Here is a 23,700-nt window from a genome sequence, read left to right as displayed (position 1 = left end):
CCACTTGGAGGTGGATGACACCTCTACATCAGGGGCTGGTTGCGTAGTTGGGTGATGGCCGGGGCCGAGCTGGAGGGGAGCAGATCGGCGGGGTGGTCCGGGCTTGCCACCTCGATGCGGACGCTGTCGGCGATGCGGTAGGGGCGGTGCGCCAGCACCGCCCCGATGCGCCCGCGCAGCCGGGACATCGCTGCCCGCACCGTCACCGTTCGCGTCGGGTCCCCGAACAGGTCCTCGGCCAGTTGCGCCGCCGTCCGCCCCTCGGGGTGCGCGGCGAGCAGCAGCAGCACCTCGGCCTGGCGGGCGCTGAGTTCATGCGTCCAGGCGCCCGAGGGGCCCGAGAAGGTCAGGGTCCAGCGGTGCGGATGGCGTACGTCCAGCAGCAGATCACCCCAGCCCGCCGGACCGCCCCCCTCGGCGGGCTCGCCGTCCAGCACCCGCAGCAGATGGCCGCCGGGCAGCGGCTCCACCGCGCACGCGCCGAGCGCCGGCAGCCAGACCGGCCCCTCGTACGGCGCCTTCGGCAGCAACAGCCGGCGCTCGCGCGGGGTCACCCCGGTGACCCCGGCGATCCAGCCGTGGTGATCGACCACGACGGCCTTGCCGCGGATCCGCGCCAGGAGCGGGGCGGCGACGGCGCGCAGGCCCTCCAGGTCCCGGCTGTGGGCGAGGCGCAGTTCGCCCTCGGCCCACCGGGCGGTCGCGGTGACCAGGGAGAGCACCGTCGGATGGGCGGTCCCGGCGGGGCCGCTGACGTCGATGACGCCCAGCAGCCGTCCGTCCCGCGGGTCGTGGACGGGGGCGGCGGCGCAGCTCCAGGTGTGGAAGGCGCTCACGAAATGCTCGGCCGAATGCACCCGTACGGGGGATTTCACGGCCAGCGCGGTGCCGATTCCGCTGGTCCCGGCGGCGTCCTCGGCCCAGTGCGAACCCTCCACGAGCGCGATGCCGTCGGCCTGCCGGCGGACGCCCCGATGGCCGTCGAGCCACAGGATCCGGCCCTCCGCATCGGCGATGATCATGATGTGGCCGGCCGCCTCCGCCGCCTCCAGCAGCCCGTTGTGCAAGGTGGGCAGCACCTCGGCCAGCCGGGTCTGCCGCCTCCGCAGCTCCAGCTCGTCCAGACCCAGCGGCCGCGGGGCGCGGCCGCGATCCGGATCGAGGCCCAGGCGCAGCATCCGGTCCCAGGAGGCGCCGATCACGGGGCGGGCGGGCAGCGGAAGCCGTCCCCGGCTCAGCGCCGCCTCGCGGATCACCGCCATGAGACGGGCCGATTCGGCGGGGCTCAGCGCGGCCAGGGGACCGGCGTCGCGTGGGTGCTGGGAACGCATGGATGGCAGCCTTCAGCCTCTGCTGAGCGGGGCTTCGTTGCTCCGCGATTGTAGTGAAACCGTGCGGCGGGAGCTGCTGTTGTGGAGCCGTCCGGGGCGGCCGTTGTCGTGCGGCCGTCCCGTTGCGGCCGCCGTCGTGCAGCCTCGGGCCCTGGGCCCCTACAGGATGCCCGTACCGACGCTCCTACGGGACGCCCGCACACGACGCCCCTACAGCGTCGGCACGGCCAGCTCGGCCCAGATGGTCTTGCCCGTGGCGGTCTGCCGGGTGCCCCAGCTCTCGGTGAGCTGGGCCACCAGCAGCAGTCCGCGGCCACCCTCGTCGAAGGCGCGGGCCCGGCGCAGATGCGGTGAGGTGCCGCTGCCGTCGGAGACCTCGCAGATCAGCGCCCGGTCATGGATCAGGCGCAGCCTGATGGGCGGCGTGGCATGCCGGATGGCGTTGGTGACCAGTTCGCTGACCACCAACTCCATGGTGAAGGCGGCCTCTTCGAAGCCCCAAGCGGCCAGCCGCCCGGTGGCCTCCCGGCGGGCCCGGGCCACCACGGCCGGGTCGTCCGGCAGCTCCCAGGTGGCCACGTGGTCCGCGCCCAGCCCCCGGGTGCGGGCCAGCAGCAGGGCGACGTCGTCGGCGGGGTGGCCGGGAAGCAGCTTGGCCAGCACCGTCCGGCACAGGCCGTCCAGCGAGTCGGCGGGCCGGGCGAGCGTGCGGCGCAGCGTGTCGACCGCCTTGTCGACGTCCTGGCCGCGGGCCTCGATGAGACCGTCGGTGTACAGGGCCAGCAGGCTGCCCTCGGGCAGTTCGAGGTCGACGGCCTCGAACGGCAGGCTCCCCAGCCCCAGCGGCGGTCCGCTGGGCAGGTCGAGGAGGGTGGCGGTGCCGTCGGGCGTGACCAGCACGGGTGGCGGATGCCCGGCTCGGGCCAGGGAGCAGCGGCGGGAGACCGGGTCGTAGACCGCGTACAGACAGGTGGCGCCGAGCTGTGCGTAGGCCGCCTCCGCCGCGTCCGGGTCGCCGGCGCCGCTCTCCGACTCGGCGGTGAGATGGTTGATCAGATCGTCCAGATGGGTGAGCAGCTCATCGGGGGGCAGATCGACGTCGGCGAGGGTGCGCACCGCCGTCCGCAGCCGCCCCATGGCCGCCGACGCGCGGACGCCATGGCCCACCACATCGCCGACGACCAGGGCGACCCGCGCGCCCGCCAGCCGGATGACGTCGAACCAGTCGCCGCCCACCCCGGACCGGGAGGCGCCCGGCCGATAGCTGGACGCCAGCTCCACCGCGGCGCTCGGGGGCAGGGTGCGCGGCAGCAGACTGCGCTGGAGGGACAGCGCGGTGTGCCGCTCATGGGTGTACCGCCGGGCGTTGTCGACGCAGACGGCGGCCCTGGCCGTCATCTCCTCGGCGAGCAGCAGATCGTCGTGCTCGAACGGCTCGGGGCGGCGGTGCCGGGAGAAGGTGGCCACGCCGAGGGTGACGCCACGCGCCCGCAGGGGCACGGCCATCGTCGAATGGAACCCGAACCGGCGGACCATGGCGGCCCGGTCCGGGTCCTCGGCGGCCCACCGGGCGACGCCGGGGTCGGTGTCCCGGTACAGCATCGCCCGCTCGGCCTTCAGGCATTCGGCCGCGGGGGAGAAGTCCGGGTAGGCGGTCACCTGCCCGGGCCGCAGCACGGCCTCCGGGACGCCCGCGAAGACCGACTGGGCGGCCACCCGGCGCAGCAGCACATAGCCGCCCGGCGGGCCGGGGCGCGGTTCGCTCCCTTCGTGGACGGTGGGCAGCAGATCGACCGTCACGAAGTCGGCGAGCGCCGGGATGGCCACATCGGCCAGTTCCTGCGCGGTCCGGTCGATGTCCAGCGTGCTGCCGATCCGGACGCTGGCCTCGTTGAGCAGCGTCAGCCGCTGCCGGGCGGTCCGCGGGCCGGTCATGTCATGAGCGGACAGCATCAGGCCCGCCACCCGGCCCTCGTCGTCGAGCAGCGGGGCGAAGACGATGGACCAGGCGAGGGGGCGGGGCTGGCCGGGTATGGGCGTGGTCAGATCCAGATCCCGCCGCTCGCCCGTCTCCAGCACCCGCCGCATCGTCCGCTCGGCCGCCTCGGATTCGGGGCCGGGCAGCAGCTCCGGCAGCCGCAGCCCGCGCATCTCCTCCTGGTCCAGGCCCAGCACCCGCTCCAGGCCGTGATTGGCCCGGCGCAGCCGCAGCCCGGGGTCGTAGAGCGCCATCGTGCAGGGCCCCTGGAGGAAGGCGTGCCGCACCAGCTCCTCGTCCTCGACGGCGGGTACGGGGCGTGGCAGGGCGGAGACGACCAGCCACTCGGGGGCCCCGGCGGCCGAGGTGCGGCGATGCGCCAGCAGCCCCAGCTCCACGGTGGAGCCATCGCGGCGCAGCAGCGTCGCCCGCCCGTTCAGCCGGGCGGGCGGGGAGGGGGAGCGCAGTGCGGCCAGCACCTCGGCGCGGGCGGGCGAGGCGTCGTGGAGCAGATCGGCCGCGGGCCTGCCCACGATCTCGGCCGGGAGGTAGCCGAGCAGCCCGCGGGCCGCCTCGTTCCACCGGGTGACGATGCCGTGCCCGTCGACCGTGGCCTTGGCGGTGGCCCCCTTGCCGGGGAGATCGCCCGACCGGACGGACCGCTCGTCCCGCGGGGTGTCCGGTCGCGTCATGGTGTCATCTCAACCCTTGGCGGAGAGTGAACCAATGGTCGCGCCTTCAAGTATGCCCACGGTGAGAGGGGTCGGCACACGCCGCGCGGTGTGCGCATGACCGTCGGGAGTCGGCTGTCACCCGCTGCTGGTACTGTCCCGGATCACAGAGAAACGAACAGAAGTTCTGCAAGGGGTGGGGTATATGGCCATGGTCGTATATGGGGGACATGGCAGAGGCACTCGCGCGGCCGGTGCCGTGCTCGCAGCCGTGCTGCTCTGTGGCGGTGCGGTCGGCTGCGGTTCGTCCGGGGCGGACGGGAAGCCGGAGGGCAAGGCGGGGGAGAAGTCCTCGGAGCAGGTGCGGATGGCCCCGGCGGCGGCCGTGCGGGCCGCCGCGAAGAAGAGCGAGAAGCTCACCTCGTTCCGCTACCGGATGACCGGGCGCACCCCCGAGGACGGGCGGATCGAGGGCGAGGCGGCGATGAGCACCAAGCCCGTCGCGGTCCGGATGACGATGCGCGCGGTCGGCCAGGGTGCCGACGCGGCGGTGGAGATCCGGCTGGTCGACGGGGCGATGTACCTCGACGGGGGCAAGGAGGCCGCCGGCGAGCTGAACGGGAAGAGCTGGCTCAAGCTGGACTTCTCGGCCCTGGGCGAGAAGGCGACCGGTGCGCTGGGCGGCGGTTCGCTCTCCCGCCAGGCCGACAAGAACCCGGCGGACGACTCGGCCTTCCTCTCCGGCGCCGACGATGTGAAGCGGGTCGGCGAGGAGACCATCGACGGGGTGCGCACGACGCACTACCGGGGCACCATCACCGTCCCCCAGATGCGCGAGAGCCTCAAGGACGAGGACGCGGCGACCCGCAAGCGCCGCGAGAAGAACCTCAAGGAGTACGAGAAGATGGGGGTCGACCGGCTGTCCATGGACATGTGGATCGACCCGGACGGCCACACCAAGCGGTTCCGCATGCGCGGCGAGGGGGACAAGGGCCCGCTCGACATGACCATCACCTTCTCCGGCCTCAATGAGCCGGTCACGGTGAAGGCGCCGCCCGCGAACCAGACCATGGACCTCGCCGAGTTGGCCGAGGGGATCGAGGGCTGATCCGGCGGCGCCTCCACCGTGGGCGGCGCGGCGGGCTCAGCCGCCCGATGCGCCCGCCCCGGCCGTGAGGGCCGAGTCGTCCCCCACACGGGCGCCGGGCAACTGGTGCCGGGCGGCGATGAGGGCGGCGTCCACATCCCGGGTCCCGGTGGAGACGCACAGGGTGTAGGCGAGGTCGTCCATCCGCTGTCGTACCTCGGTGCCGCCCGATTCGGCGTGCAGCATCCGCAGCGTCTCGTACTGCTCGATGAGGTTCTGAAGTACGACCGGGTGGGCCATCAGCACGGCGGTGGTCCTTTCGCAGCCGGAGAGGTGACGCCAGCGCGTGTACCCCCATGGCCCGAGGCCATGTGCGTTTCTCATCAGGCGTCGCCGGGCGGATGCCGCCCGGACGCGGCCTGCGCCGGGGCGTCGGCCGAGATCAGCGCCGAGGCGGCCCGGGAGTGCAGCGAGTCCAGGGCCGTGAGCTGCTGCCCGGCCCGCTCCAGCAGTTCGGCCAGGCGGCCCGTCCGGAGGCGGGTGTCATGGACGGCCACGGCGAGCAGCGAGCGCCACAGCAGCGCCTTGCCCTCCACACCCACCCGGAGCGCCTCCAGCCCCACCAGCGTGTTCACCCCCGAGCGCCGCCGCGGCCGGCCGCCCGGCGTCAGCCGTGCGGCGCGCTCGGCCGCCCGCGCCGCGCGGACCTTGCCGCGGCGGACGGGGACGTCGAGCGAGGCCATGCACCACAGCAGTGACCTGCGGTCCTGGACGAACTCCGCCGTGAGCCTCGCCAGTTCGCCACCGTAGGCCGAGCGCCGGTGCCTGCGGGTCATCCGGCGGGCCGGCGCGACCGCCGCGGTGGCGGCGGCCAGGTGGTCGTTGAGGTAGATCCCCAGCCATGGCGGCGCGTGGATGCCGCCGGAGCGGGTCGCGGCCGGTACAGCCATGGTCGTCCTCCCGACGCCGGGCCCCGAGCAGCGGTGTGCACGACCCTGCCGGGTACCCCCTGGGCGGACTCTCAAGAGACGACCGCCGGGGCGCCGCCTCCGGGGGCTGATCGTCAGGGCGCCGCTCGTCAGGGCGCCGATCCGGAGTCCGGCCGCCGAGGGGCCGCTTCCCGAGGGGCCGCTTCGGGGCCCGACGGCCGGGGAGCCGCCTCGGGGTCGGCGCCCTGGGCGCGCTGATGCAGATCTTCCAGCGCGTCCAGCACGACGCTGCGCTCATGCCACTCCAGCCACAGCCCCGCCCGGGTGGCCAACTGGTGGAGTATCCCGGCCTCGGCGTTGGTCAGGCCGCGCCCCGCCTGGGAGCTGTGGACCGAGAACACCCCGACGACCCGGCGGGAGGCGCCGGTCATGGGGATGCTGTGCGCGGTGCGGGAACCGGTCGCCAGGATGACCTCGCGGGCGGTGTCGGAGAAGACGCCGTCGGTGGCGATGTCCGACATCACCGGCCGGGCGCGGGCCGCCGCCGTGGCACAGGAGGTCTCGCCCTCGCCGACGTGGGCGAAGAAGTCGAGGAATTCCCTGCCGAACCCGTGGTGCTGCTCCATCCGCAGCCCGCTCACCGGATTCGCGAGCTGCACATCGCCCATATCGGACCCCAGCACCTCCAGGGCCTGGCTCAGCACCGTCTTCACCACCGTGCCGCGATTGACCTCGCCGGGCCGTACACCCGGCAGGAACGGCAGCGCGGGGGCCTCCTCGGGGGTGCGCTGCGGAAACCACAGCGGGCTGTCCGGATCGGGCCGGTCCATGCGCAGCAGCGCGGCCGCCAGGGTCCGCAGTTTGACGTTGTGCGTCTGTGAACTGCGCTGGAGCAGGGCGAACGCCGTCTGCGGATCGGGCAGCCGGTAGCGCTCCCGCAGTACGCCCTGCGCCTGTGCGATCAGAGGGTGCGAGCGCAGTCTGGCGCGCAGATCGACGGTCTCCCGGCGCAGCCGTATGACCTCGGGCACCGCCGTTCGGCCGCCGTCCCGCGCGATGGCGTCCGCCCTCGACGCAGCCGCGCCGCAGGCGGCGACGGCCGCCTCGACGGTGTCGTGGATCCGGATCGGGCCGTCCACCAGCGCCACCCGCAGCAGCCGCGCCACGGGCTCGTCGGCCCCGGCGAGGAGCAGTGCGGCACCGGCTTCGGCCAGGGCCCGCGCGCAGTGCAGCAGCCCCCGCACCCCGTCCGCCGTGATCTCCCGGACCTGCGAGAGATCCACGATCACGGCGGTGATGGGTCCGTCCCGGCCGACCTGCCACGCGCCGGTGAACAGGGGATGGTCCGGCCGCTCGAAGCCCCCGTCGGGGCGCAGCACCCACACCGCGCCCGCGGATCCCGCACCCGCCGCCGGGTGCGCCCGCCCGCCCGGCGCAGCCTTCCGTACGCCCTGGCCCTCGGCCCTGCCCGTCGCATCGGTCTCGCGCATCTCAGCCTCGTTCCGCAGTCCGCCCGCAAGGGGGCCTTGGTCCATCCCGGGGCTGCCCCGGACCAGGGCCCCACCCTTGCAGAACGGCGCCCTTCCAGAACGGCGGAACGGGTCAACGCGGCCTGGGTGCGCGCATGGCGTGCAGCGGGGCCCGGTGCAGCGGAACCGTGCGCCACCGTGCGGTGAAGACGCGGTCCGCGAGGGAGCAGGTGACCACCAGGTGATGCGGGGTCTCCAGGAACGCCACGTCCACGGTCAGGGTGTCCGGATCCGTCCACCCCCCGCTCACCGCCGTGGGGACGGGCGCCCGCGGCCCGTCGTGGACCCGCCACCCCGCGCCGTCCAACCCCAGGTCCAGCCGGGACGCCTCCTCGGCCAGCGAGACGGTCCAGCCGCCGGAGCCGTCCTCGGCCACGGTGACCCCCGTCAGGGTCGGCTGATCCGCGCAGGCGCCGCCCTCGGGGCCGAACTCCGCGCCCGACCAGACGCCGGGGTCCGTGAGCGGCGCGGGCTTCGCCGCGAGGGGCGGCAGGGCGAGCCGGGACAACCGCCGCTCCAGCGCGGCGTCCTCGTCCTCGCGGCCGGTCGGCGGCGCCTCGCCGAACGCGGGCAGCAGATGCTCCCACACCGCGTCCAGCACGGCCTGCATCCGCTCGGTCTCCGCCGTCGTGGCGATCACCACGTCATGCTCGGGCAGCACCAGGCAGAACTGCCCGAACGCCCCGTCGCCCCGGTACCCGTGCCGGGACATCCAGAACTGGAATCCGTACCCCCGCCGCCAGTCCGGCCCCGAGCCATTGACCATGGCCTCCTCGGTCGCGATGTGCTCCCGCGTCGCCTCGGCGACCCAGGAGGCCGGAAGCAGCCGCTCGCCCTCCCACTCGCCGCCGCGCAGATACAGCAGCCCCAGCCGGGCGATCGCGTCGGTGGCGGCGAACAGCCCGCTGAAGCCGAGGTCACGCCCGGCCGGCACCTGAAGCCAGGCCGTCTCGCCGATGCCCAGCGGATCGAAGAGGCGCGGCCGCAGATACTCCGTCAGCGACTGCCCGGTCACCCGCTGGACGATCGCGGCGAGCGTGTACGTGGCGGGCTGGTTGTAGGCGAAGACGGTGCCGGGCGCGTGGTCCGGCGGAATCCGCAGGAAGCCGCGCACGGGTTCCTCCGGGTCGCCGCCGAACGCCCGCTCCAGGGTCTCCTCGGCATGTCCGCTGGCCATGGACGCGACATGGCGGACGAGCATGGCCCGGCTGCCCGGGTCGGTGATCTCCGCCTCGAACTCGGGGAAGTACGAGATCACCGGATCGTCGAGGTTCAGCAGCCCCTCGGCGGCGGCCAGCCCCGCCGCCGTGGAGGTGAAGCTCTTGCTGAGGGAGTAGAGCAGATGCGGCCGCTCTGCGGTGTACGGCGCCCACCAGCCGGAGGCGATGAGCCGGCCGTGGCGCAGGATCATCAGACTGTGCGGCTCGATCTCCGGTGCGCTCTCGAGGGCGTCGAGGAAGGCGTGGACGCCCCGCGCGTCCACGCCCTCGGCGGCGGGGGTGCTGGTGGGCAGCGGATGAGCAGTCATCAGACGGGTCCTCGGGGGTCAGTGATGGGCCGCGCCCACCCTCCCCGGCGGGGCGGCGGGTGTCCAGAGGGTTTTGTGCCGCGTCGCTCGCGGTGCGAAAGCCGGTCTCAGCCGCGGCCGGTGTCGATGACGCAGAAGCGGTTTCCGTCCGGGTCGGCCAGGACGATGAAATCGGCGTCCGGCGGATACAGCTCCCAGCGGACCCGCCGGGCGCCGAGCGACACCAGCCGCTCGACCTGGGCGGCCTGATCGGCCGCGTCCCCCGCGTAGAGATCCAGATGGACCCGCGGGCGGCCCTGGACCGGGGTCTCGCTGCGGCCGAGCGACAGCCGGGTCCCGGTGCGCCCGTCCGCGGGGACCAGCACCACCCAGTCGTCCTCGATCTCCCCGCGCGGGACGTATCCCAGGGCCCGCGTCCAGAACGCCGCCGCGCGCCGGACGTCCGAGACCCCCAGCACCACGGAACCGATCGACAGCATGTGTCCAGTCAAGCAGAGGGCGCGGCTGTCCCGGGCCGATGGCCCGTTGAGAGGATCGGCGGTGACGGATCGGTGGTGATCCGCGAACGCACCAGACGCCGGAAGGACCGAACACCCCGTGAGCGACTCCGTGACCGACCGCGTGACCGAATCCGTGATCGACGACGACGCCGTGCTGACGCGCACCGAGGGCCGCGCAGGACATCTCACCCTCAACCGCCCCCGCGCCCTCAACGCGCTCACCCATCCGATGGTGACCCGGATCGCCGAGGCCCTCATCGCCTGGGAGCGGGATCCGGCCGTCCAGGCCGTGGTGATCGGCGGGGCGGGGGAGCGCGGGCTGTGCGCGGGCGGCGACATCCGCATGATCCATCGGGATGTGACCGCGGGCGGTGGCGCGGCCTCGAGGGCGTTCTGGCGCGACGAGTACACGCTCAACGCCCGGATCGCCCGCTATCCCAAGCCGTATGTGGCCCTGATGGACGGCATCGTGATGGGCGGGGGCGTCGGGGTCTCGGCGCATGGCAGCGTGCGGATCGTCACCGAGCGCTCCCGGGTGGCCATGCCCGAGACCACGATCGGCTTCGTACCGGACGTCGGTGGCACCTATCTGCTGTCCCGCGCACCGGGCGAACTGGGGACGCATCTGGCGCTCACGGGAGCGTCGGTGGGCGCCGCCGACGCGCTGCTCTGCGGGCTGGCCGACCATGTCGTCCCCTCCGAGCTGCTGCCCGCGCTGACCCGGGACCTGGCCGCTGACCCGGTGCCGGACGTCCTTCCCCGGTACGCGGTGGACGCCCCGGCCGGGACCCTGGACGGTCAGCGGGAGTGGATCGACCACTGCTACGCGGCGGACACCGTCGAGGAGATCGTGGACCGGCTGATGGCTGTCGGGGAACCGGCCGCCAAGGAGACCGCCGAGACCCTGCTCGCCAAGTCCCCCACGGCGCTGAAGGTCACGCTGGCCGCCGTGCGCGGGGCCCGGGCGCTCGATTCGCTGGAGCGCGTCCTGGAGCAGGAGTACCGCGTCTCCTGTGCGGCCCTGGCCCGCCCGGACTTCGTCGAGGGCGTCCGCGCCCAGGTGATCGACAAGGACCGCCGCCCCCGCTGGACCCCGGCCGCTCTGGCCGAGGTCACCGACGCGCAGGTGGCCGGGTTCTTCGCACCGCCCGCCGACGGCGACCTCCGCCTGGCCGACGCCCCGTAGCCGAGCCCTGCCGACGCCGACCGGCGCCCTGCCGACGCCGACGGGTGAGCCGTCGGCGTCGGCACAGGATTAATAGTGTGCCAAGCGGCACCTCAGTGGAGTGACCCGCAACGGTGGCGGATCACCAACTGCTCTTGGTCACTCCCGGGAGTTCACCCGCGTGTGCCATCTCGCGCAGCCGGATGCGGGAGAGGCCGAAGGCGCGCAGATGGCCGCGGGGGCGGCCGTCGATGGAGTCGCGGTTGCGTACGCGGGTGGCGCTGGCGTCGCGGGGCTGGCGGCGCAGTTCCCGCTGGGCGTCGAGGCGTTCCTCCACCGAGGCCCGGGGGTCGGCGATGACCGCCTTCAGCTCGGCGCGGCGCTTGGCGTAGCGCGTCACGATCACGCGCCGCTGCTCATTCTTTGCGATCTTGCTCTTCTTGGCCATCAGACCTTCCCTCCCCGGGCGCGGATACGGGCCACGGCCGCTTCGATGCCGATCACGTCGACGGTCCTGATGGCCTTGGTGCTGAGGGTGAGCCGGATGTGGCGGCCCTCGCTCGGCAGCCAGTAGCGCTTGTGCTGGATGTTGGGGTCGAACCGGCGCTTGGTGCGGCGGTGGGAGTGGGAGATGTGGTGGCCGAAGCCGGGCTGCCGGCCGGTGAGTTGGCAGTGGGCGGACATGAGTCCTCCGTTCGGTGGTGTGGGGTGGATGTCGCGGCAGCGTAGCAGTTAGATGAAAATGAAAACCACTTCCGTGTATGCTCTGGCTCATGGCACGCAATGAACTACGCCCGATCATCAAGCTGAGGTCCACCGCGGGCACCGGCTACACGTATGTGACCCGCAAGAACCGGCGGAACGACCCCGACCGGATGACCCTCCGCAAGTACGACCCGGTCGCCGGCCGCCACGTCGACTTCCGTGAGGAGCGCTGACCGCCATGAGGCCCGGAATTCACCCCGCGTACCGGCCCGTCGTCTTCCGTGACCGGTCCGCCGACTTCGCCTTCCTCACCCGCTCCACCGCCACCAGCGACAAGACCGTGGAGTGGCGGGACGGCAACACCTATCCGGTCATCGACGTGGAGATCTCCTCGGCGAGCCACCCCTTCTACACCGGCAACCAGCGCGTCGTGGACACCGCGGGCCGCGTCGAGCGGTTCGAGCGGCGCTACGGACGAGGGCGGAGGGGCCGGTGATCGCGGACGAGAACCGGCTGGCCGTCGCGGTCGTGGGCGGACTGCACGCCGACGCCCGCCGCGCCGCCGTCGAGGAGATCCTGCGCACGGTGCCCGGCTCGGTGGCGCTGCACCACGACCTGTCCGCCGCCACCGACCGCGCCGTGCGCCGCACGGTGCGCGATGCCTCCGGGCCGCTCGGCGAGGGCGAGGCGCCGCTGGTGAACGACTGCGCGTGCTGTGCGCTGCGCGAGGACATGGTTCCCGAGCTGCTGCGCCTGGCCACGGGCGGCGGGCACCGGCTCGCCGTCGTCGAACTGTGGGAGTCGGTCGAGCCCCAGGCCATGGCCGCCGTCATCGCGGCCGAGGGCGCACCGCTGGAGCTGACCGGGGTGGCCACCGCGGTCGACCCGGCCCTGATGGTGCCGTACCTCGCCAATGGCGACGACCTCGCCGAGGCCGGTCTCGCCGCCGCCCCGACCGACCAGCGCACCATCGCGGACACCTTCGCCCGGCAGCTCGAGTACCCCACGGTGATCGCCGTCGCCGAGGACGAGACGTCCGAGGAGTCCGCGGACGACGGTGACCTGGCCCTGCTCACCCACCTCACCCCGGGCGCACGGCAGACGCGGCTCGGCGAGGGGGCCTTGGGGCCTGCCCTGCTCCAGGGCTTCGACATCGCGGCGGCGGCCGCACGTCAGCATCCGGCGTGCGCGCTGCTGCCGCAGGAGGGCGACGACCACGGGGTGGCCACCCTCGTCTGGCGGCGCGAGCGGCCCTTCCACCCGGGGCGGCTCTACGCCGCGCTGGAGGACCTGACCTGCGCAGCGGCCCGCAGCCGGGGCCGTTTCTGGCTGGCGGACCGGGGCGACACCCTGCTGTCGTGGGACGCGGCGGGCGGGGCGCTGTGCGTGGAGTCGGCAGGGCCGTGGCTGGCCGCGCTGCCGGACGCCGCCTGGGAGATGGTCCCGGCCGAACGGCGGGTGGCCGCTTCGATGGACTGGCATCCCGACCACGGCGACCGCTGTCAGCACCTCACCTTCACCTCGCCCGGCCTCGACCGCGACGGGCTGCTGGCCCTGCTCGACTCGTGTCTGCTGACCGACACCGAGTACGCGGCCGGACCGGCCTCCTGGCGCCGGCTGCCGCACGCCTTCGACGAACTGCTCGACCAGGTGTCCTGACCGGAGCACGGAGCACGGACACCGCACGCACTACATGGACAAGGACCCGATGATGGCCCGACGACTCGACCCCACCCGCCGGGACGCCCGGCGCAACCGTGTGAACCCGCTGGACAAGGCGGGGATCACCTATATCGACTACAAGGACACCGAGCTGCTGCGGAAGTTCATCTCCGACCGCGGCAAGATACGCAGCCGCCGGGTGACCCGGGTGAACGCGCAGCAGCAGCGCCAACTGGCCCGTGCCATCAAGAACGCGCGGGAGATGGCGCTGCTGCCCTACGGGTCGCGCTAGGGCCTCACCGGTTCACCGGATCGGTGGCGTCGGCCACGGTGTTCAGATCGCGGTCGAGGGTCTCCGGGGCCATCCGGGTGGCGACGAGGCTGACCGCCGTGACCACGGTCATGTAGATGGCGACCGGTATCCAGGAGCCGGAGAACGCGGTGACGAGCGCGCTGCAGATCAGTGGTGCGACCCCGCCTCCGATCACGGAGGAGAACTCCCGGCCCAGCGTGACGCCCGCATAGCGGTAGCGCTTGCCGAACAGCTCGGGGAAGTAGCTCATCTGGACGCCGACCGAGCCGTGGCAGGCGAGGATGAAACCGATGACGATGGCCACGGCGATCGCCAGATGCGATCCGGTGTTCAGCGCGATGAAGGTGGGGGCGGGCAGCAGCACCAGCGCGGCGGCGATCGTGGAGTACACCGGGCGCCGCCCGAGGCGGTCGGAGAGCGTGCCGAAGCAGATGGCGGCGAGACCGCCGCACAGGGCCCCGATCAGCAGCACCTGGGGGACGAAGTCCTTGTCGACGCCGACGCTGGACACCAGATAGGAGGCCATGAAGACCTGGTAGGTGTAGGACTGGGTGCTGACGCCGAAGTTCATGAACAGCACCAGGAGCATGGGCTTCCGTCCGTGCCGGAAGACCTCCTTGACCGGTGAGGCGGGCCGCTCCCGCTGTTCCTTGAGCTCGGTGAAGACCGGGCTCTCGTGCAGCTTGCGGCGTAGCACCATGGCGATCACGGTCACGATGAGACTGCTGCCGAAGATCAGCCGCCAGCCCCAGCTCATCAGGGCGTCGTCGGGCAGGCGTTGGGCGAGGATCCAGGCCACCGCGCCCAGGGCGGTGCCCAGCGCCGCGCCGGTCATGACGAGGGAGGACAGTCTGCCGCGGCGTCCGGTGGCGGCCGTCTCGGTGAGCAGGGTGGCGCCGCCGGACTGCTCGGCCCCGGCTCCGAAGCCCTGGCCCATACGGCAGATCAGCAGGAGGATCGGGGCGAGCAGCCCGACCTCGTTGTAGGTCGGCAGCAGTCCGATGGCGAGGGTGGAGCCGCCCATCAGCAGCAGGGTCGTGACCAGCACCCACTTGCGGCCCAGCCGGTCGCCGTAGCGGGAGAAGAAGAGCCCGCCGAGCGGGCGGGCGGCGAAGCCCACCGCGTAGGTGCTGAAGCTGGCCAGGATGCCCACGGACGGTGAGGCGTTGGGAAAGAACAGATCGCTGAAGATCAGCGCCGAGGCGGTGCCGTAGATGACGAAGTCGTACTGCTCGAGTGCGGTGCCGATGAGACCGGCCCAGGCGGCGCGGCGCACCGCGCCGGGGTCGGCGGGTGGGTCGGAGGGGGCGGGCGATGGGGGACGCGTCGTGGCGGGGGTGGGATTGCTGTTCATGATCCATGCCTCCTTGAACGGATCGATGCTGGCAGCGGAGCGGGGGAGGGGAGGACAAGGGGAAGGGGATGGGGAACGGGAAGAAGGGGGACGGGGCAGGGGCGTACGGGGCCGGTGTCCGGGGAGGGGTCAGCGGTGTGCGGGGGCCCGGCGGGTCCCGGCGGCGTCCGCGGCCGCGGCGGCCGGCCCGTGGCGGACGATGAGGTCGATCAGCTCGGAGACCCGGGCGGCGAAGTCCGGGTGGTCCGTCAGTCCGTCGCCGAGCAGCCCGCTGTCCAGGACGGCTTCGACGAAGGGCGGCCCGGATGAGGTGGCGCCGCGGCCGGCGATCGTGGCGAGGGCCGCACGGGCGGGGTCCGCCATCGCGGTGGCGTGGGGACCGGGGGAGAAGCCGGGGCGCGGTGCCACGCAGCACAGATAGGCGGCGACGGTGAGCGCCAGATGGTGGGGCATGTGGCCGGCTCGCAGGTGGAACAGGGCGGGTTCGGGGACCCGTTGGCGCAGTTTGACCGAGCCGTCCGAGCCGACCTGCCGGGTGCGGTGGCCCAGGGCGGTGTTGGCCCAGCGCTCGAAGAGCTGTCCTGCGTAGTGGTCGAGGTCGATGTCGGCGGGCACGGTGAGGGTCGGCAGATACTCGTCGTGGAGCACCGCGCGGGCGGCTTCGGCGATGAACGGCTGTGCGGTCGCGTCCGGGATGGTCTCCTTTCCGTCCAGCGCGCCGAGGTAGGCGATGAGGGAGTGGGTGCCGTTGAGCAGGCGCAGCTTGAGCAGTTCGTAGGGTTCGACGTCGTCGGTGAAGAGTGCCCCGCCCGTCTCCCAGCGCGGGCGCCCGGCGGCGAAGCGGTCCTCCATCACCCACATGCTGAAGGGTTCGGCCGGCACCGGGACGGTGTCCCGTACGCCGAGGTGGGCGGCGACGGCCTCGCGGTAGGTGTCGGTGGTGGCGGGGACGATCCGGTCGACCATGGAGTTGGGGAAGGTCACCGCGGACTCCAGCCAGGGCGCGAGGTCGTCGCGTTCGGCCGCCGGGAGGGCCTGGGTGAACTCGTGGACCAGCCGCCTGGTCTGTGCTCCGTTGCCCACGAGGTTGTCGCAGCTCAGCACGGTGACGGGCCGGGCGTGGGCCAGCGTGCGGCGCTGGAGGCCGCGGACGATCTGTCCGATGGTGGTCCGTGGCGGCGCGTCGCCCCGCAGGTCGGCCCGGACGGCGGGGGCATCGAGGTCGAGGCCGCCGGTGCGCGGGGAGAAGGTGTAGCCGTGTTCGGTGACGGTCAGGGTGATGACGGCCGTGGCGGGTGCCGCGAGGGCGTCGAGGACATCGTCGGGCTGCTCGGCGGCCAGCAGGGCGCCGGTGTGCACGGCGGGGACGGTGACGCGGGTGTCGTCGGGGGAGATGTCCACGACCGCGTAGGCCATCTCCTGGTCGCGCATCGCCCGCACCACGGTGGCGGAGCGGCTGGCGATACCGAGGATGCCCCAGGGGCCGTCGGTGTGGCGCAGTGCCGCCGCGGTGTGGACGGCCTGGTGGGCGCGGTGGAAGTTGCCGAGGCCCAGGTGCACGATGCCGGTCTCGGCGGGCGGGTGCGGGAGGGTGAGGGCGGCCGCGGGGGCGGTGGCGCGGCGGAGGCGGGGGAGGCTGTGCGGCATTGGTGTCACCAGTCCGTCATCGAGCCGTCGAGTTGTCGCGCGACCGGCAGATAGGCGGGTTCGTAGGGGTGGCGGGCGGCGAGCTCCTCGTCGATCTCGACGCCGATTCCGGGTGCGTCGCCGGGGTGGAGGTGCCCGTCGGCGTAGGACCAGGCGTGCCGGAACACCTCGTGGACCAGGGGTTCGTAGCCCATGTACTCCTGGATGGCGAAGTTTGGGGTGGCCAGGCCCAGGTGGAGTGAGGCGCCCAGGGCGACGGGGGAGATGTCCGAGGGGCCGTGCGGTCCGAGCCGTACCTGCCAGAGGTCGGCGAGGGTGGCGATGCGCCGCAGATGGCTGATGCCGCCCGCGTGGCTCACACAGGTCCGGATGAAGTCGATGAGCTGCTCGGTGATCAGTGTCTGGCACTCCCAGACGGTGTTGAACACCTCGCCGATCGCCAGCGGGACGGTGGTGTGGTGCCGGATGTGCCGCAGCACCTCCTGGTTCTCGGCCGGGGTGACGTCCTCCAGCCAGAAGAGGTCCGCCGGTTCCAGGGCTCGGCCGAGCCGGGCGGCTTGGCCGGGGGTGAGCCGGTGGTGCGCGTCGTGGAGCAGTTTCAGCTCGGGGCCCACGTGTTCGCGGACCGCCGTGAGGACGCGGGGGACGTGGCGGAGGTAGGCGTCGGTGTCCCAGGTCTCTTCGACGGGGGCGGTGCCCCGGCCGGCCGGTTCGTATCCGGTGCCGCTTCTGCTGACTCCGTAGACCATCTCCAGGCCGGGGACGCCGCTTTGGGCCCGTACGGCGCGAAAGCCCCGGTCCCGCCGTGCCTCGATGGATTCGAGGAGCTGGGGGAGGTCCCAGCCGGTGGCGTGGGTGTAGGCGAGGATCCGGTCGCGGACCGCGCCGCCCAGCAACTGGTAGACGGGCTGCCCGGTGGTCCTGCCCTTGATGTCCCACAGCGCGGTGTCCACCGCGCCGATGGCGGTCATGGTCACCGGTCCGCGGCGCCAGTAGGCCCCGCGGTAGAGGTACTGCCAGGTGTCCTCGATCCGTGCCGGGTCGCGGCCGATGAGGAGGGGGGCGAGATGGTCGCGCAGGTAGGAGGCGACGGCGAGTTCGCGCCCGTTGAGGGTGGCGTCGCCCCAGCCGGTGACCCCGTCCGCGGTGGTGATCTTCAGGAGGACGAAATTGCGGCCGGGGCTGGTGACCAGCACATCGACGGCGGTGATGGTGTCGGTGCTCACGGGGCCACCGCCACCACGTTGTGGAGTGGTTCGCCCGCGGCCAGCCGGCGGATGTTGGCGGTGATGTCGGCGGCGCGGTGGGCGAAGGTCTGGCGGGTGAGGCCCGAGGAGTGGGGGGTCATCAAGACGTTGTCCAGAGTGTCGAAGGGGTGCTTGCTGGGGGCGCCGGTGTGCCCGTCGACCGGGTACCGGTACCAGACGTCGATCGCGGCGCCGCCGATGGCGCGGTCGCTCAGCGCCTGGTAGAGCGCGTCCTCGTCCACCACCGGGCCACGGCCGACGTTGACGAGGACGGCGGCCGGGTGCATCCGGGACAGTTCGGCCGCACCGATCAGCCCGGTGGTGTCGTCGGTGAGCGGCACGGACACCACCACGGCGTCGGAGCTTTCCAGCAGGCTGCCGAGGTTCTCAACGGTCCCGGACCACAGCAGTCCGTGGGCGGCCGCGTCCACGTTCCCGCCGCGGGTGACGGCGATGCCCCGCGCGCCGAACGCCTGGAACAGCCGCCAGCAGCGGGCTCCGATGTGCCCGAAGCCGATGAACCCGACGGTGGCGGTGGTCAGGTCCTCGGCCCAGGGGGCCCGTGGGTCATGGGCGGGGGTGTCCCAGTGCGCCTCGCGGCGCAGTGCGGTGTGTTGGCGAAGGAAGCCGCGGCGCATCAGGATCGTGGCGGACACCGCGTATTCGGCGATGGCGTTCTCGTGGTGGAAGGTGTTGGCCACTTGGGTGCCCGGCGGCAGCGCGGCGATGCCGATGTTGTCCGTCCCGGCCCCGGCGGCGTGGACCAGTCGGAGCCGGGTGGCGGCCGCGGCCATGGTGGCGGTGCACCGGCCCGACACCAGGACGTCCGCGCCTTTCATGGCGGCTTCGACCGCCTCGGTGTGCCGGGGGTCGGGCCAGTGGACGACCGTGCCGTGGGGGAGGGCGGCCTCGAACTCGGCGCGCAGCGGGGTGAGATTGGGGTCGGCGACCACCACGGTCAGGGGGGCGGTGGTCATGAGGCGTCCTTGGTGGCGGGCGTGGCGGGCGTGGCGGGCGTGGCGGGCTCGTGCCGGGGGGCGCGGGTGGCGGGGCCCGTGGAGTCGCGCACGATGAGCTGGGTGGACAGCCGGTGGGTACGGGGGATCTGCCGTTCGCCCGCGAGGACCTGTCCCAGCATCTGGAGGCTGAGCGCCCCGGCGCGGGCCATCGGCACGGAGATGCTCGTCAGGGACGGCTGTGACACCTCGGTGAAGGGGATGTCGTCGACTCCGATGACGCTGAGGTCCTCGGGCACGCTCAGCCCCAGCGCCCGGGCGCCGGTCAGCACGCCGAACGCCATCAGGTCGTTGTGGGTGATGACGGCGGAGGCGCCCGAGGCCATGACGCTCGCGGCGGCGGCGGTGCCGCCCGCCACCGTCTCGGACTGCCATCCGAGCAACTCCAGGTCCAGCCCGGCTCGTTCGGCCTCGGTGCGGATGAGGTCGACGCGGTGGGCGTTGGACCAGGAGCGTCGCATGCCCTGGACGTAGGCGATCCGCCGGTGCCCGAGGGCGGCCAGGTATTCCAGGGCCTGGCGCATCCCGTGGGCGGCGTCGGCGATCACACAGTCGGTGCCGGCCGTTTCGCGGTTGACCAGGACGGCGGGGGTGTGGCCGCAGATGTCGAGCACATCGTCCGCGTCGAGCCGGGGAGAGCACACGACCAGGCCGTCCGCCCGCTCCTTCATCTGTGCGATGACCTCGCGCTCACGGTCCGGGTCGAGGTCGGTGTCGGCGAGGACGACGGTTTGCTTGCGGTGCCGGCACTCGCCCTGTGCGGCCTTGACGAAGGCCCCGAAGACGGGGTTGGCGATATCGGGGACGACGAGTGCGACGGTGGCGGTCTCGGCTCCGGCCGCGGTGGCGGTCTCGGTGGCACGCGCCACGGGCGGTTCGTATCCGAGCTGCTGCGCGACGGTCAGCACCTTGCGCAAGGTCTGGGGACCGAGTCGGCCGGGGTCGCTGAATGCCCGGGACGCCGTGGACAGTGCGACGTTGGCGCCCTTGGCGACATCGGTCAGGGTGGGGGCCATGGCAGCCCGCTACCGGTGCGATGAAGTGGGGTGGATGAACGGCATGTGGCATGGTCTTCACCCTTGCGCAACCTTGTCAATGCTTGCCAAAACATTGGCAAGGCCGGTCGGGCGCGGAGGCTCGATGTGATCCGGGGGAGCCTTCCGTGATCCAATGGGTGCACGTGTGCATGAGTATGCACATAATGGAGTCATGGAGTCCCGTCATCATCACGGACGCTGGTCCCATCGGCGGCACCAGCTCGCGCATCTGCTGAAACCGCACTCCCATGAGTCGGCGCGGAAGGTCGACTCCGCGCTGGAGTCATCGGCCGAGGGCATGCGTGCCCTGTGGCTCTCCCTCGCCGTCCTGGGCGTCACCGCGCTGCTCCAGGCCGGGGTCGTCCTGCTGTCCGGCTCGGTGGCGCTGCTGGGCGACACCGTCCACAACGCCGCCGACGCGCTCACCGCGCTGCCGCTCGGCGTGGCGTTCGTCCTGGGCCGCCGCGCGGCGAATCGCCGGTTCACCTACGGCTACGGCCGGGCCGAGGACCTGGCCGGGATCGTCATCGTCCTGACCATCGCCGCCTCTGCGGCCCTGGCCGCCTACGAGGCCGTGGACCGGCTGCTGCACCCGCGCGACATCTCCCATCCGGGCGTCGTCGCGGTCGCGGCGATCCTCGGCTTCCTCGGCAATGAATGGGTGGCCCGCCACCGGATCCGGGTCGGGCGGCGGATCGGCTCGGCGGCCCTGGTCGCCGACGGACTGCACGCCCGCACCGACGGCTTCACCTCGCTGGCCGTGCTGGTGGGCGCGGGCGGTGTGGCGCTCGGCTGGCAGCGGGCCGATCCGCTCGTCGGCCTGGCCATCACCGCCGCGATCCTGCTCGTCCTCAAGGACGCGGCCCGCGAGGTGTTCCGGCGGCTGATGGACTCCGTCGACCCGGCGGTGGTCGACGCGGGCGAGGCCGCCCTGCGCGCGGTCCCCGGAGTGCTGAGCGTGACCGAACTCCGGATGCGCTGGATCGGCCACCGGCTGCGCGCCGAGGTCACGGTCGAGGTGGACGGCGGCCTGGATCTGCGTACGGCGCACGAGGTGGCGGTCGAGGCCGAACACGCCCTCCTCCATGCGGTGCCCCGGCTGACCGCCGCCCTGGTGCACACCGATCCGGCCCCTGGGCCGGGCGCGCGGGATCCGCATCACCTGCTGGCCCATCACGCCGGATGAGGAATTGCGGCGACGCCGGGGTGCCCGTGGCCGGTGGCCGGTGCGATCGGCGGTTCCGCCGCGCCCCGGCGCTCAGTCGTGCGGCGGGGCCCCGGTGACCATGTGGTCCGCGTGGTTGACGGCCTCGGTGACCAGTCGGCGCAGATGGCCGTCGTGCAGGGAGTACACCGAGCGGCGGCCCTCCTTGCGCACCTGGACCAGCCCGGCCAGCCGGAGCTTGGCCAGATGCTGGCTCACCGCCGGGCGGGCCGCCCCGCTGGCCTCGGTGAGGGTGTTGACATCGGCCTCGCCCCGGGCGAGGGACCACACCAGGTGCAGCCGGGTCGGGTCGGAGAGCAGCGAGAAGACATTGGCGGCCGTGGAGAACTGCGCCGCGCCGCTGTGATGCGCATGCGAACGGGTCGCAGTTGAGGAGGGTTCGCTGACCGGCATGTTCCCATCGTAGAGCGGTGGGCCGAGCGGAGACCCCGCTCGGCCCGCACGGCGCTCAGCTTCGGCCCCGGTGTCCTAGCTCAGACACCAGCCGCAAAGTATCTACGAGTGATGCTCAGGCCGTAGGTCGCCGAGGGTGCTGACCCGGTTCGCGTACTCGCGGCGAGCCTTGCGCTGTGCCGGGATCGCTGCGGCGTTGTCGAGGGGCTGGCAGCGGTCGAGGAGTTGGCGGTGTACCGCCGGGACGGCGCTGACGCGCAGGGTGTAGCCCTGGCCGCGCCGTACGCTCACGCCCTGGTCGAGCACGGCGCGTTCGGCGGGCTCCAGGTCGGCCGCGCGGAGGAAATCGGCGACCTTGCCCGGCATGTCGAGGACGACCGGCAGCTCCGGGGCCGGGGCGTCCTCCGGGTCGACGGTGGCGTGCTCGGGCATGAGGTCGGCGACCACCGTGCGGATGGCGCCGCGGCTGACGCGGTGGTCGCGGGCCAGGGCGGGGATGGATTGGCCGCCGAGGTAGGCGGCGCGGACGGCGATAGCTTTCGCGGCTGTGACGGCCGGGCGGCGCCCGCCCTTGTTGCCCTTCGCCTCGGCGGCTCGCAGCCCGTCGTAGGTCAGCTCGCGTTGGAGGTCGCGCTGGAGTTCGCCGGCGGCGGCGAGGGTCTGCACCATGAACTTCACCGTGGACAGCAGCTCGCCGGTGCGTGGGTGGCGGGCGGTGAGGTCCATCGCGGAGATGTGCACGGTGTCGCCCGGCCGCGCGTAGGTGAGCAGTTCGCCGAACTTCGGCCGCTGAAGCGGGTGGAGGCGGCTGGAGGTGCCGGCCTGTTCCTCGAAGACGACCGGGTCCTCGATCCCGGCCTCGGCCAGGACGAGGTTCTGGCGGTCGGTCGACTGCTGGTCGGTCGACACCCGCTTGTAGACGAGATTGGCCACGCTCTTCGCCGCTCCTGTCGGCGCATCGGACCTCGTCTGTCATCTAACCCTGTCGTCAACCGTCATCGGATCTCATTGGATCCGAGCGTCGTCAGGCCCCGGAAAGGCTGGGTTCACTGGACGCCCGTCGTGCCTGTCGTCATTCGATCGTTTGCCGACAGCAACAGGCTGCGGCAGTTGCGCTCGAAGTGCTATGCCTGCGGGGTGCTCGAGGTGTCGTTTCGCCAATCGTCGACCGAGGCTGGCTTTGACAGTGGTTGATGGCCCCACTTGTCAGCTTGGGTTCTAGAGGTGGTTGCAACACCTGACCCTGCGGGGTGTTGCGATGGCCAAGCTGACAGACGGGGCCAGTTCACGCTGTCGAAGCCAGCCGGCCGCTCATCCGTCTGCTGACTCATGGCCTTGCGCAGCAGGCTTCAGCCGTGCCGGGCCGCCCGCCGGTACGCCGACGGCGTGGTTGCGAACAGATCGGCGAAGGCATGCCGCAGCGTCTCGGTCGTTCGCAGCCCGCACTGGCGGGCGATGGTGGTGAGAGGCAGGCCGGTGGCCGCCAGCTGATGGGCGGCGGCTTCGGCGCGCACGGCGCGCACGTGCCGGGCGGGCGTGGTGCCAAGCTCCGCGGCGAACAGCCGGGTGAGATGGCGCGGGCTCACCCCGGCGATTCGCGCCAGGGTGGCAGCGTCGAGGTCGGCGTCCAGGTGGGCGGTGATGTGTTCGCAGACCTCTCGAATCAGCCGGTGCCCGGGCGGCGGCGCCGCCAGGTGCATGCTCACCTGCGCCTGGTTGCCTGGCCGCTGCAGGTACGCGACCAGCGACCGGGCCACCTGGCGGGCCAGCGCCGAGCCGTGGTCCTGCTCCACCAGGGCGAGCGAGAGGTCAATCGCGCTGGTGACGCCCGCCGAGGTATGGACGTTGCCATCAGAGACGAACAGTGACGCGGGGTCCACGGTGACGGCCGGGTACTGGGCGGCCAGTTCCGCCGCCCACATCCAGTGCGTGGTCGCCCGACGCCGGTCCAGCAGGCCGGCCGCGGCCAGCAGGGTGGCGCCTGTGCACACCGAGACCACCCGACGGCTGAGCCCGGCCAGGCGGCGCAGGTGGACGAGCAGCCGGGCGTCCTCGGCAGCGGCCTCGTGCCCCGGCCCGCCCGCCACCACCACGCTGTCCAATCGGCCGCCGACCCGCTCCAGGGCGCCGGCGGCGAGTGTCAGGCCGCAGCTCGTCCGCACCGGCAGGCCACCGAGCGAGACCAGCTCGACCCGGTATCCAGGTTCCGCGCCACAGCGCGTGGCCGCGTCGAACACGCCTGCCGGGCAGGAGATGTCGAGCAGCTCGGTATCCGGGTACCCGATCACGACCACGCGGCGCATCAGCGACTCCTGGTGTCCGAAAGACAGGGATCACAGGATTCCAGACACGGTCCGCCCGACGGCCGCTCACCCCGACAAAG

Annotated in this window: 24 protein-coding genes; 7 read left to right on the top strand and 17 right to left on the bottom strand. The window is 72.7% G+C overall.

From position 1 onward, the window contains the following. Positions 1-23 precede the first annotated feature (23 nt). Positions 24-1,331, bottom strand: coding sequence for a GAF domain-containing protein (locus tag ACK1X7_RS05555; protein WP_390794763.1), 1,308 nt, complete (start codon positions 1,329-1,331; stop codon positions 24-26). A gap of 210 nt (positions 1,332-1,541) precedes the next feature. After that, the gene (locus ACK1X7_RS05550; protein WP_413114716.1) at positions 1,542-4,001 is read right to left on the bottom strand and encodes a SpoIIE family protein phosphatase; all 2,460 of its coding nucleotides are present in this window, start codon (positions 3,999-4,001) and stop codon (positions 1,542-1,544) included. Between the two features lie 184 nt (positions 4,002-4,185). On the opposite strand from ACK1X7_RS05550, the gene ACK1X7_RS05545 reads away from it, so the two are divergent. Continuing rightward, the gene (locus ACK1X7_RS05545) at positions 4,186-5,088 is read left to right on the top strand and encodes a DUF1396 domain-containing protein (RefSeq protein WP_385145255.1); all 903 of its coding nucleotides are present in this window, start codon (positions 4,186-4,188) and stop codon (positions 5,086-5,088) included. 36 nt (positions 5,089-5,124) lie between these two features. Here ACK1X7_RS05545 and ACK1X7_RS05540 read toward each other — a convergent pair whose 3' ends face one another. From ACK1X7_RS05540 to ACK1X7_RS05520, 5 genes are all read right to left on the bottom strand, one after another. Continuing rightward, a complete protein-coding gene (locus tag ACK1X7_RS05540; RefSeq protein WP_385145253.1) occupies positions 5,125-5,373 on the bottom strand; it encodes a DUF5133 domain-containing protein in 249 nt (82 codons plus the stop codon). 77 nt (positions 5,374-5,450) lie between these two features. Further along, entirely contained in the window at positions 5,451-6,017 is a 567-nt protein-coding gene (locus ACK1X7_RS05535) for a hypothetical protein (RefSeq protein WP_385145251.1), read from the bottom strand. Positions 6,018-6,145: 128 nt separating this feature from the next. Beyond that, positions 6,146-7,486 (bottom strand): ANTAR domain-containing protein, encoded by a 1,341-nt coding sequence (locus tag ACK1X7_RS05530; RefSeq protein WP_413114715.1) that lies wholly within the window; start codon positions 7,484-7,486, stop codon positions 6,146-6,148. A 112-nt stretch (positions 7,487-7,598) separates the two neighbouring features. After that, entirely contained in the window at positions 7,599-9,053 is a 1,455-nt protein-coding gene (locus tag ACK1X7_RS05525) for a serine hydrolase domain-containing protein (protein WP_413114714.1), read from the bottom strand. 107 nt (positions 9,054-9,160) lie between these two features. Then, positions 9,161-9,532 carry a VOC family protein gene (locus ACK1X7_RS05520; protein ID WP_390794758.1) on the bottom strand — a complete coding sequence of 124 codons (372 nt, stop codon included), beginning with the start codon at positions 9,530-9,532 and terminating at the stop codon, positions 9,161-9,163. A gap of 118 nt (positions 9,533-9,650) precedes the next feature. On the opposite strand from ACK1X7_RS05520, the gene ACK1X7_RS05515 reads away from it, so the two are divergent. Beyond that, complete coding sequence (locus ACK1X7_RS05515) at positions 9,651-10,739, top strand: enoyl-CoA hydratase/isomerase family protein (protein WP_385145243.1); 1,089 nt, start codon at positions 9,651-9,653, stop codon at positions 10,737-10,739. Between the two features lie 121 nt (positions 10,740-10,860). Here the strand turns inward: ACK1X7_RS05515 and rpsN are convergent, their stop codons facing one another. Beyond that, on the bottom strand, positions 10,861-11,166 hold the full coding sequence (rpsN, locus tag ACK1X7_RS05510; RefSeq protein WP_385145241.1) for a 30S ribosomal protein S14: 306 nt from the start codon (positions 11,164-11,166) through the stop codon (positions 10,861-10,863). Beyond that, complete coding sequence (rpmB, locus tag ACK1X7_RS05505; RefSeq protein WP_211127227.1) at positions 11,166-11,402, bottom strand: 50S ribosomal protein L28; 237 nt, start codon at positions 11,400-11,402, stop codon at positions 11,166-11,168. The genes rpsN and rpmB overlap by 1 nt, the downstream gene beginning before the upstream one ends. A gap of 89 nt (positions 11,403-11,491) precedes the next feature. Between rpmB and rpmG the strand changes: the two genes are divergently transcribed. From rpmG to rpsR, 4 genes are read left to right on the top strand one after another with little or no spacing between them, the layout of a single operon-like run. Beyond that, positions 11,492-11,656 carry a 50S ribosomal protein L33 gene (gene rpmG, locus ACK1X7_RS05500; protein ID WP_043238828.1) on the top strand — a complete coding sequence of 55 codons (165 nt, stop codon included), beginning with the start codon at positions 11,492-11,494 and terminating at the stop codon, positions 11,654-11,656. A gap of 5 nt (positions 11,657-11,661) precedes the next feature. After that, positions 11,662-11,919 (top strand): type B 50S ribosomal protein L31, encoded by a 258-nt coding sequence (locus ACK1X7_RS05495; protein WP_385145239.1) that lies wholly within the window; start codon positions 11,662-11,664, stop codon positions 11,917-11,919. Further along, positions 11,916-13,082, top strand: coding sequence for a GTP-binding protein (locus ACK1X7_RS05490; RefSeq protein ID WP_385145237.1), 1,167 nt, complete (start codon positions 11,916-11,918; stop codon positions 13,080-13,082). The genes ACK1X7_RS05495 and ACK1X7_RS05490 overlap by 4 nt, the downstream gene beginning before the upstream one ends. A gap of 52 nt (positions 13,083-13,134) precedes the next feature. Next, on the top strand, positions 13,135-13,377 hold the full coding sequence (gene rpsR / locus ACK1X7_RS05485) for a 30S ribosomal protein S18 (protein ID WP_361507075.1): 243 nt from the start codon (positions 13,135-13,137) through the stop codon (positions 13,375-13,377). Between the two features lie 4 nt (positions 13,378-13,381). Here the strand turns inward: rpsR and ACK1X7_RS05480 are convergent, their stop codons facing one another. The 5 genes from ACK1X7_RS05480 to ACK1X7_RS05460 all read right to left on the bottom strand — a co-directional run bounded on the left by ACK1X7_RS05480 (position 13,382) and on the right by ACK1X7_RS05460 (position 19,678). Beyond that, complete coding sequence (locus tag ACK1X7_RS05480; protein ID WP_385145235.1) at positions 13,382-14,752, bottom strand: MFS transporter; 1,371 nt, start codon at positions 14,750-14,752, stop codon at positions 13,382-13,384. Positions 14,753-14,881: 129 nt separating this feature from the next. Next, a complete protein-coding gene (locus ACK1X7_RS05475; RefSeq protein WP_398160791.1) occupies positions 14,882-16,399 on the bottom strand; it encodes a mannitol dehydrogenase family protein in 1,518 nt (505 codons plus the stop codon). Positions 16,400-16,404: 5 nt separating this feature from the next. Next, positions 16,405-17,625: a D-mannonate dehydratase ManD gene (gene manD, locus ACK1X7_RS05470; RefSeq protein WP_385145231.1), complete on the bottom strand. Its 1,221-nt coding sequence runs from the start codon at positions 17,623-17,625 to the stop codon at positions 16,405-16,407. Further along, the gene (locus ACK1X7_RS05465; protein WP_385145229.1) at positions 17,622-18,623 is read right to left on the bottom strand and encodes a 2-hydroxyacid dehydrogenase; all 1,002 of its coding nucleotides are present in this window, start codon (positions 18,621-18,623) and stop codon (positions 17,622-17,624) included. Before ACK1X7_RS05465 ends, manD begins: the two co-directional genes overlap by 4 nt. After that, complete coding sequence (locus tag ACK1X7_RS05460; protein WP_385145227.1) at positions 18,620-19,678, bottom strand: LacI family DNA-binding transcriptional regulator; 1,059 nt, start codon at positions 19,676-19,678, stop codon at positions 18,620-18,622. The genes ACK1X7_RS05465 and ACK1X7_RS05460 overlap by 4 nt, the downstream gene beginning before the upstream one ends. Before the next feature lie 193 nt (positions 19,679-19,871). On the opposite strand from ACK1X7_RS05460, the gene ACK1X7_RS05455 reads away from it, so the two are divergent. After that, positions 19,872-20,885, top strand: a complete 1,014-nt coding sequence (locus ACK1X7_RS05455; RefSeq protein ID WP_385145225.1) for a cation diffusion facilitator family transporter — start codon at positions 19,872-19,874, stop codon at positions 20,883-20,885. A 72-nt stretch (positions 20,886-20,957) separates the two neighbouring features. On the opposite strand, the gene ACK1X7_RS05450 is transcribed toward ACK1X7_RS05455, so the two are convergent. The 3 genes from ACK1X7_RS05450 to ACK1X7_RS05440 form a co-directional block, all read right to left on the bottom strand. Continuing rightward, positions 20,958-21,317 (bottom strand): ArsR/SmtB family transcription factor, encoded by a 360-nt coding sequence (locus tag ACK1X7_RS05450; RefSeq protein WP_014058546.1) that lies wholly within the window; start codon positions 21,315-21,317, stop codon positions 20,958-20,960. Between the two features lie 102 nt (positions 21,318-21,419). Beyond that, on the bottom strand, positions 21,420-22,250 hold the full coding sequence (locus tag ACK1X7_RS05445) for a recombinase family protein (protein ID WP_413114713.1): 831 nt from the start codon (positions 22,248-22,250) through the stop codon (positions 21,420-21,422). Between the two features lie 416 nt (positions 22,251-22,666). Further along, entirely contained in the window at positions 22,667-23,620 is a 954-nt protein-coding gene (locus ACK1X7_RS05440; RefSeq protein WP_413114712.1) for a GlxA family transcriptional regulator, read from the bottom strand. Positions 23,621-23,700 lie beyond the last annotated feature (80 nt).

The sequence above is a fragment of the Streptomyces sp. CY-1 genome (assembly GCF_047218265.1).
Taxonomy (GTDB): Bacteria; Actinomycetota; Actinomycetes; order Streptomycetales; family Streptomycetaceae; genus Streptomyces; species Streptomyces niphimycinicus.
The sequence above is the reverse complement of the archived record's forward strand: the minus strand, read 5'-3'. Positions and strand labels throughout refer to the sequence as shown.

Coding starts and splice junctions, on each gene's coding strand:
- ACK1X7_RS05555 (WP_390794763.1), bottom strand. CDS start 1,331: ATGCGTTCCCAGCACCCACGCGACGCCGGTCCCCTGGCCGCGCTGAGC.
- ACK1X7_RS05550 (WP_413114716.1), bottom strand. CDS start 4,001: ATGACGCGACCGGACACCCCGCGGGACGAGCGGTCCGTCCGGTCGGGC.
- ACK1X7_RS05545 (WP_385145255.1), top strand. CDS start 4,186: ATGGCCATGGTCGTATATGGGGGACATGGCAGAGGCACTCGCGCGGCC.
- ACK1X7_RS05535 (WP_385145251.1), bottom strand. CDS start 6,017: ATGGCTGTACCGGCCGCGACCCGCTCCGGCGGCATCCACGCGCCGCCA.
- ACK1X7_RS05530 (WP_413114715.1), bottom strand. CDS start 7,486: ATGCGCGAGACCGATGCGACGGGCAGGGCCGAGGGCCAGGGCGTACGG.
- ACK1X7_RS05525 (WP_413114714.1), bottom strand. CDS start 9,053: ATGACTGCTCATCCGCTGCCCACCAGCACCCCCGCCGCCGAGGGCGTG.
- ACK1X7_RS05520 (WP_390794758.1), bottom strand. CDS start 9,532: ATGCTGTCGATCGGTTCCGTGGTGCTGGGGGTCTCGGACGTCCGGCGC.
- rpsN (WP_385145241.1), bottom strand. CDS start 11,166: ATGGCCAAGAAGAGCAAGATCGCAAAGAATGAGCAGCGGCGCGTGATC.
- rpmB (WP_211127227.1), bottom strand. CDS start 11,402: ATGTCCGCCCACTGCCAACTCACCGGCCGGCAGCCCGGCTTCGGCCAC.
- rpmG (WP_043238828.1), top strand. CDS start 11,492: ATGGCACGCAATGAACTACGCCCGATCATCAAGCTGAGGTCCACCGCG.
- ACK1X7_RS05495 (WP_385145239.1), top strand. CDS start 11,662: ATGAGGCCCGGAATTCACCCCGCGTACCGGCCCGTCGTCTTCCGTGAC.
- rpsR (WP_361507075.1), top strand. CDS start 13,135: ATGGCCCGACGACTCGACCCCACCCGCCGGGACGCCCGGCGCAACCGT.
- ACK1X7_RS05480 (WP_385145235.1), bottom strand. CDS start 14,752: ATGAACAGCAATCCCACCCCCGCCACGACGCGTCCCCCATCGCCCGCC.
- ACK1X7_RS05475 (WP_398160791.1), bottom strand. CDS start 16,399: ATGCCGCACAGCCTCCCCCGCCTCCGCCGCGCCACCGCCCCCGCGGCC.
- ACK1X7_RS05465 (WP_385145229.1), bottom strand. CDS start 18,623: ATGACCACCGCCCCCCTGACCGTGGTGGTCGCCGACCCCAATCTCACC.
- ACK1X7_RS05460 (WP_385145227.1), bottom strand. CDS start 19,678: ATGGCCCCCACCCTGACCGATGTCGCCAAGGGCGCCAACGTCGCACTG.
- ACK1X7_RS05455 (WP_385145225.1), top strand. CDS start 19,872: ATGGAGTCCCGTCATCATCACGGACGCTGGTCCCATCGGCGGCACCAG.
- ACK1X7_RS05450 (WP_014058546.1), bottom strand. CDS start 21,317: ATGCCGGTCAGCGAACCCTCCTCAACTGCGACCCGTTCGCATGCGCAT.
- ACK1X7_RS05440 (WP_413114712.1), bottom strand. CDS start 23,620: ATGCGCCGCGTGGTCGTGATCGGGTACCCGGATACCGAGCTGCTCGAC.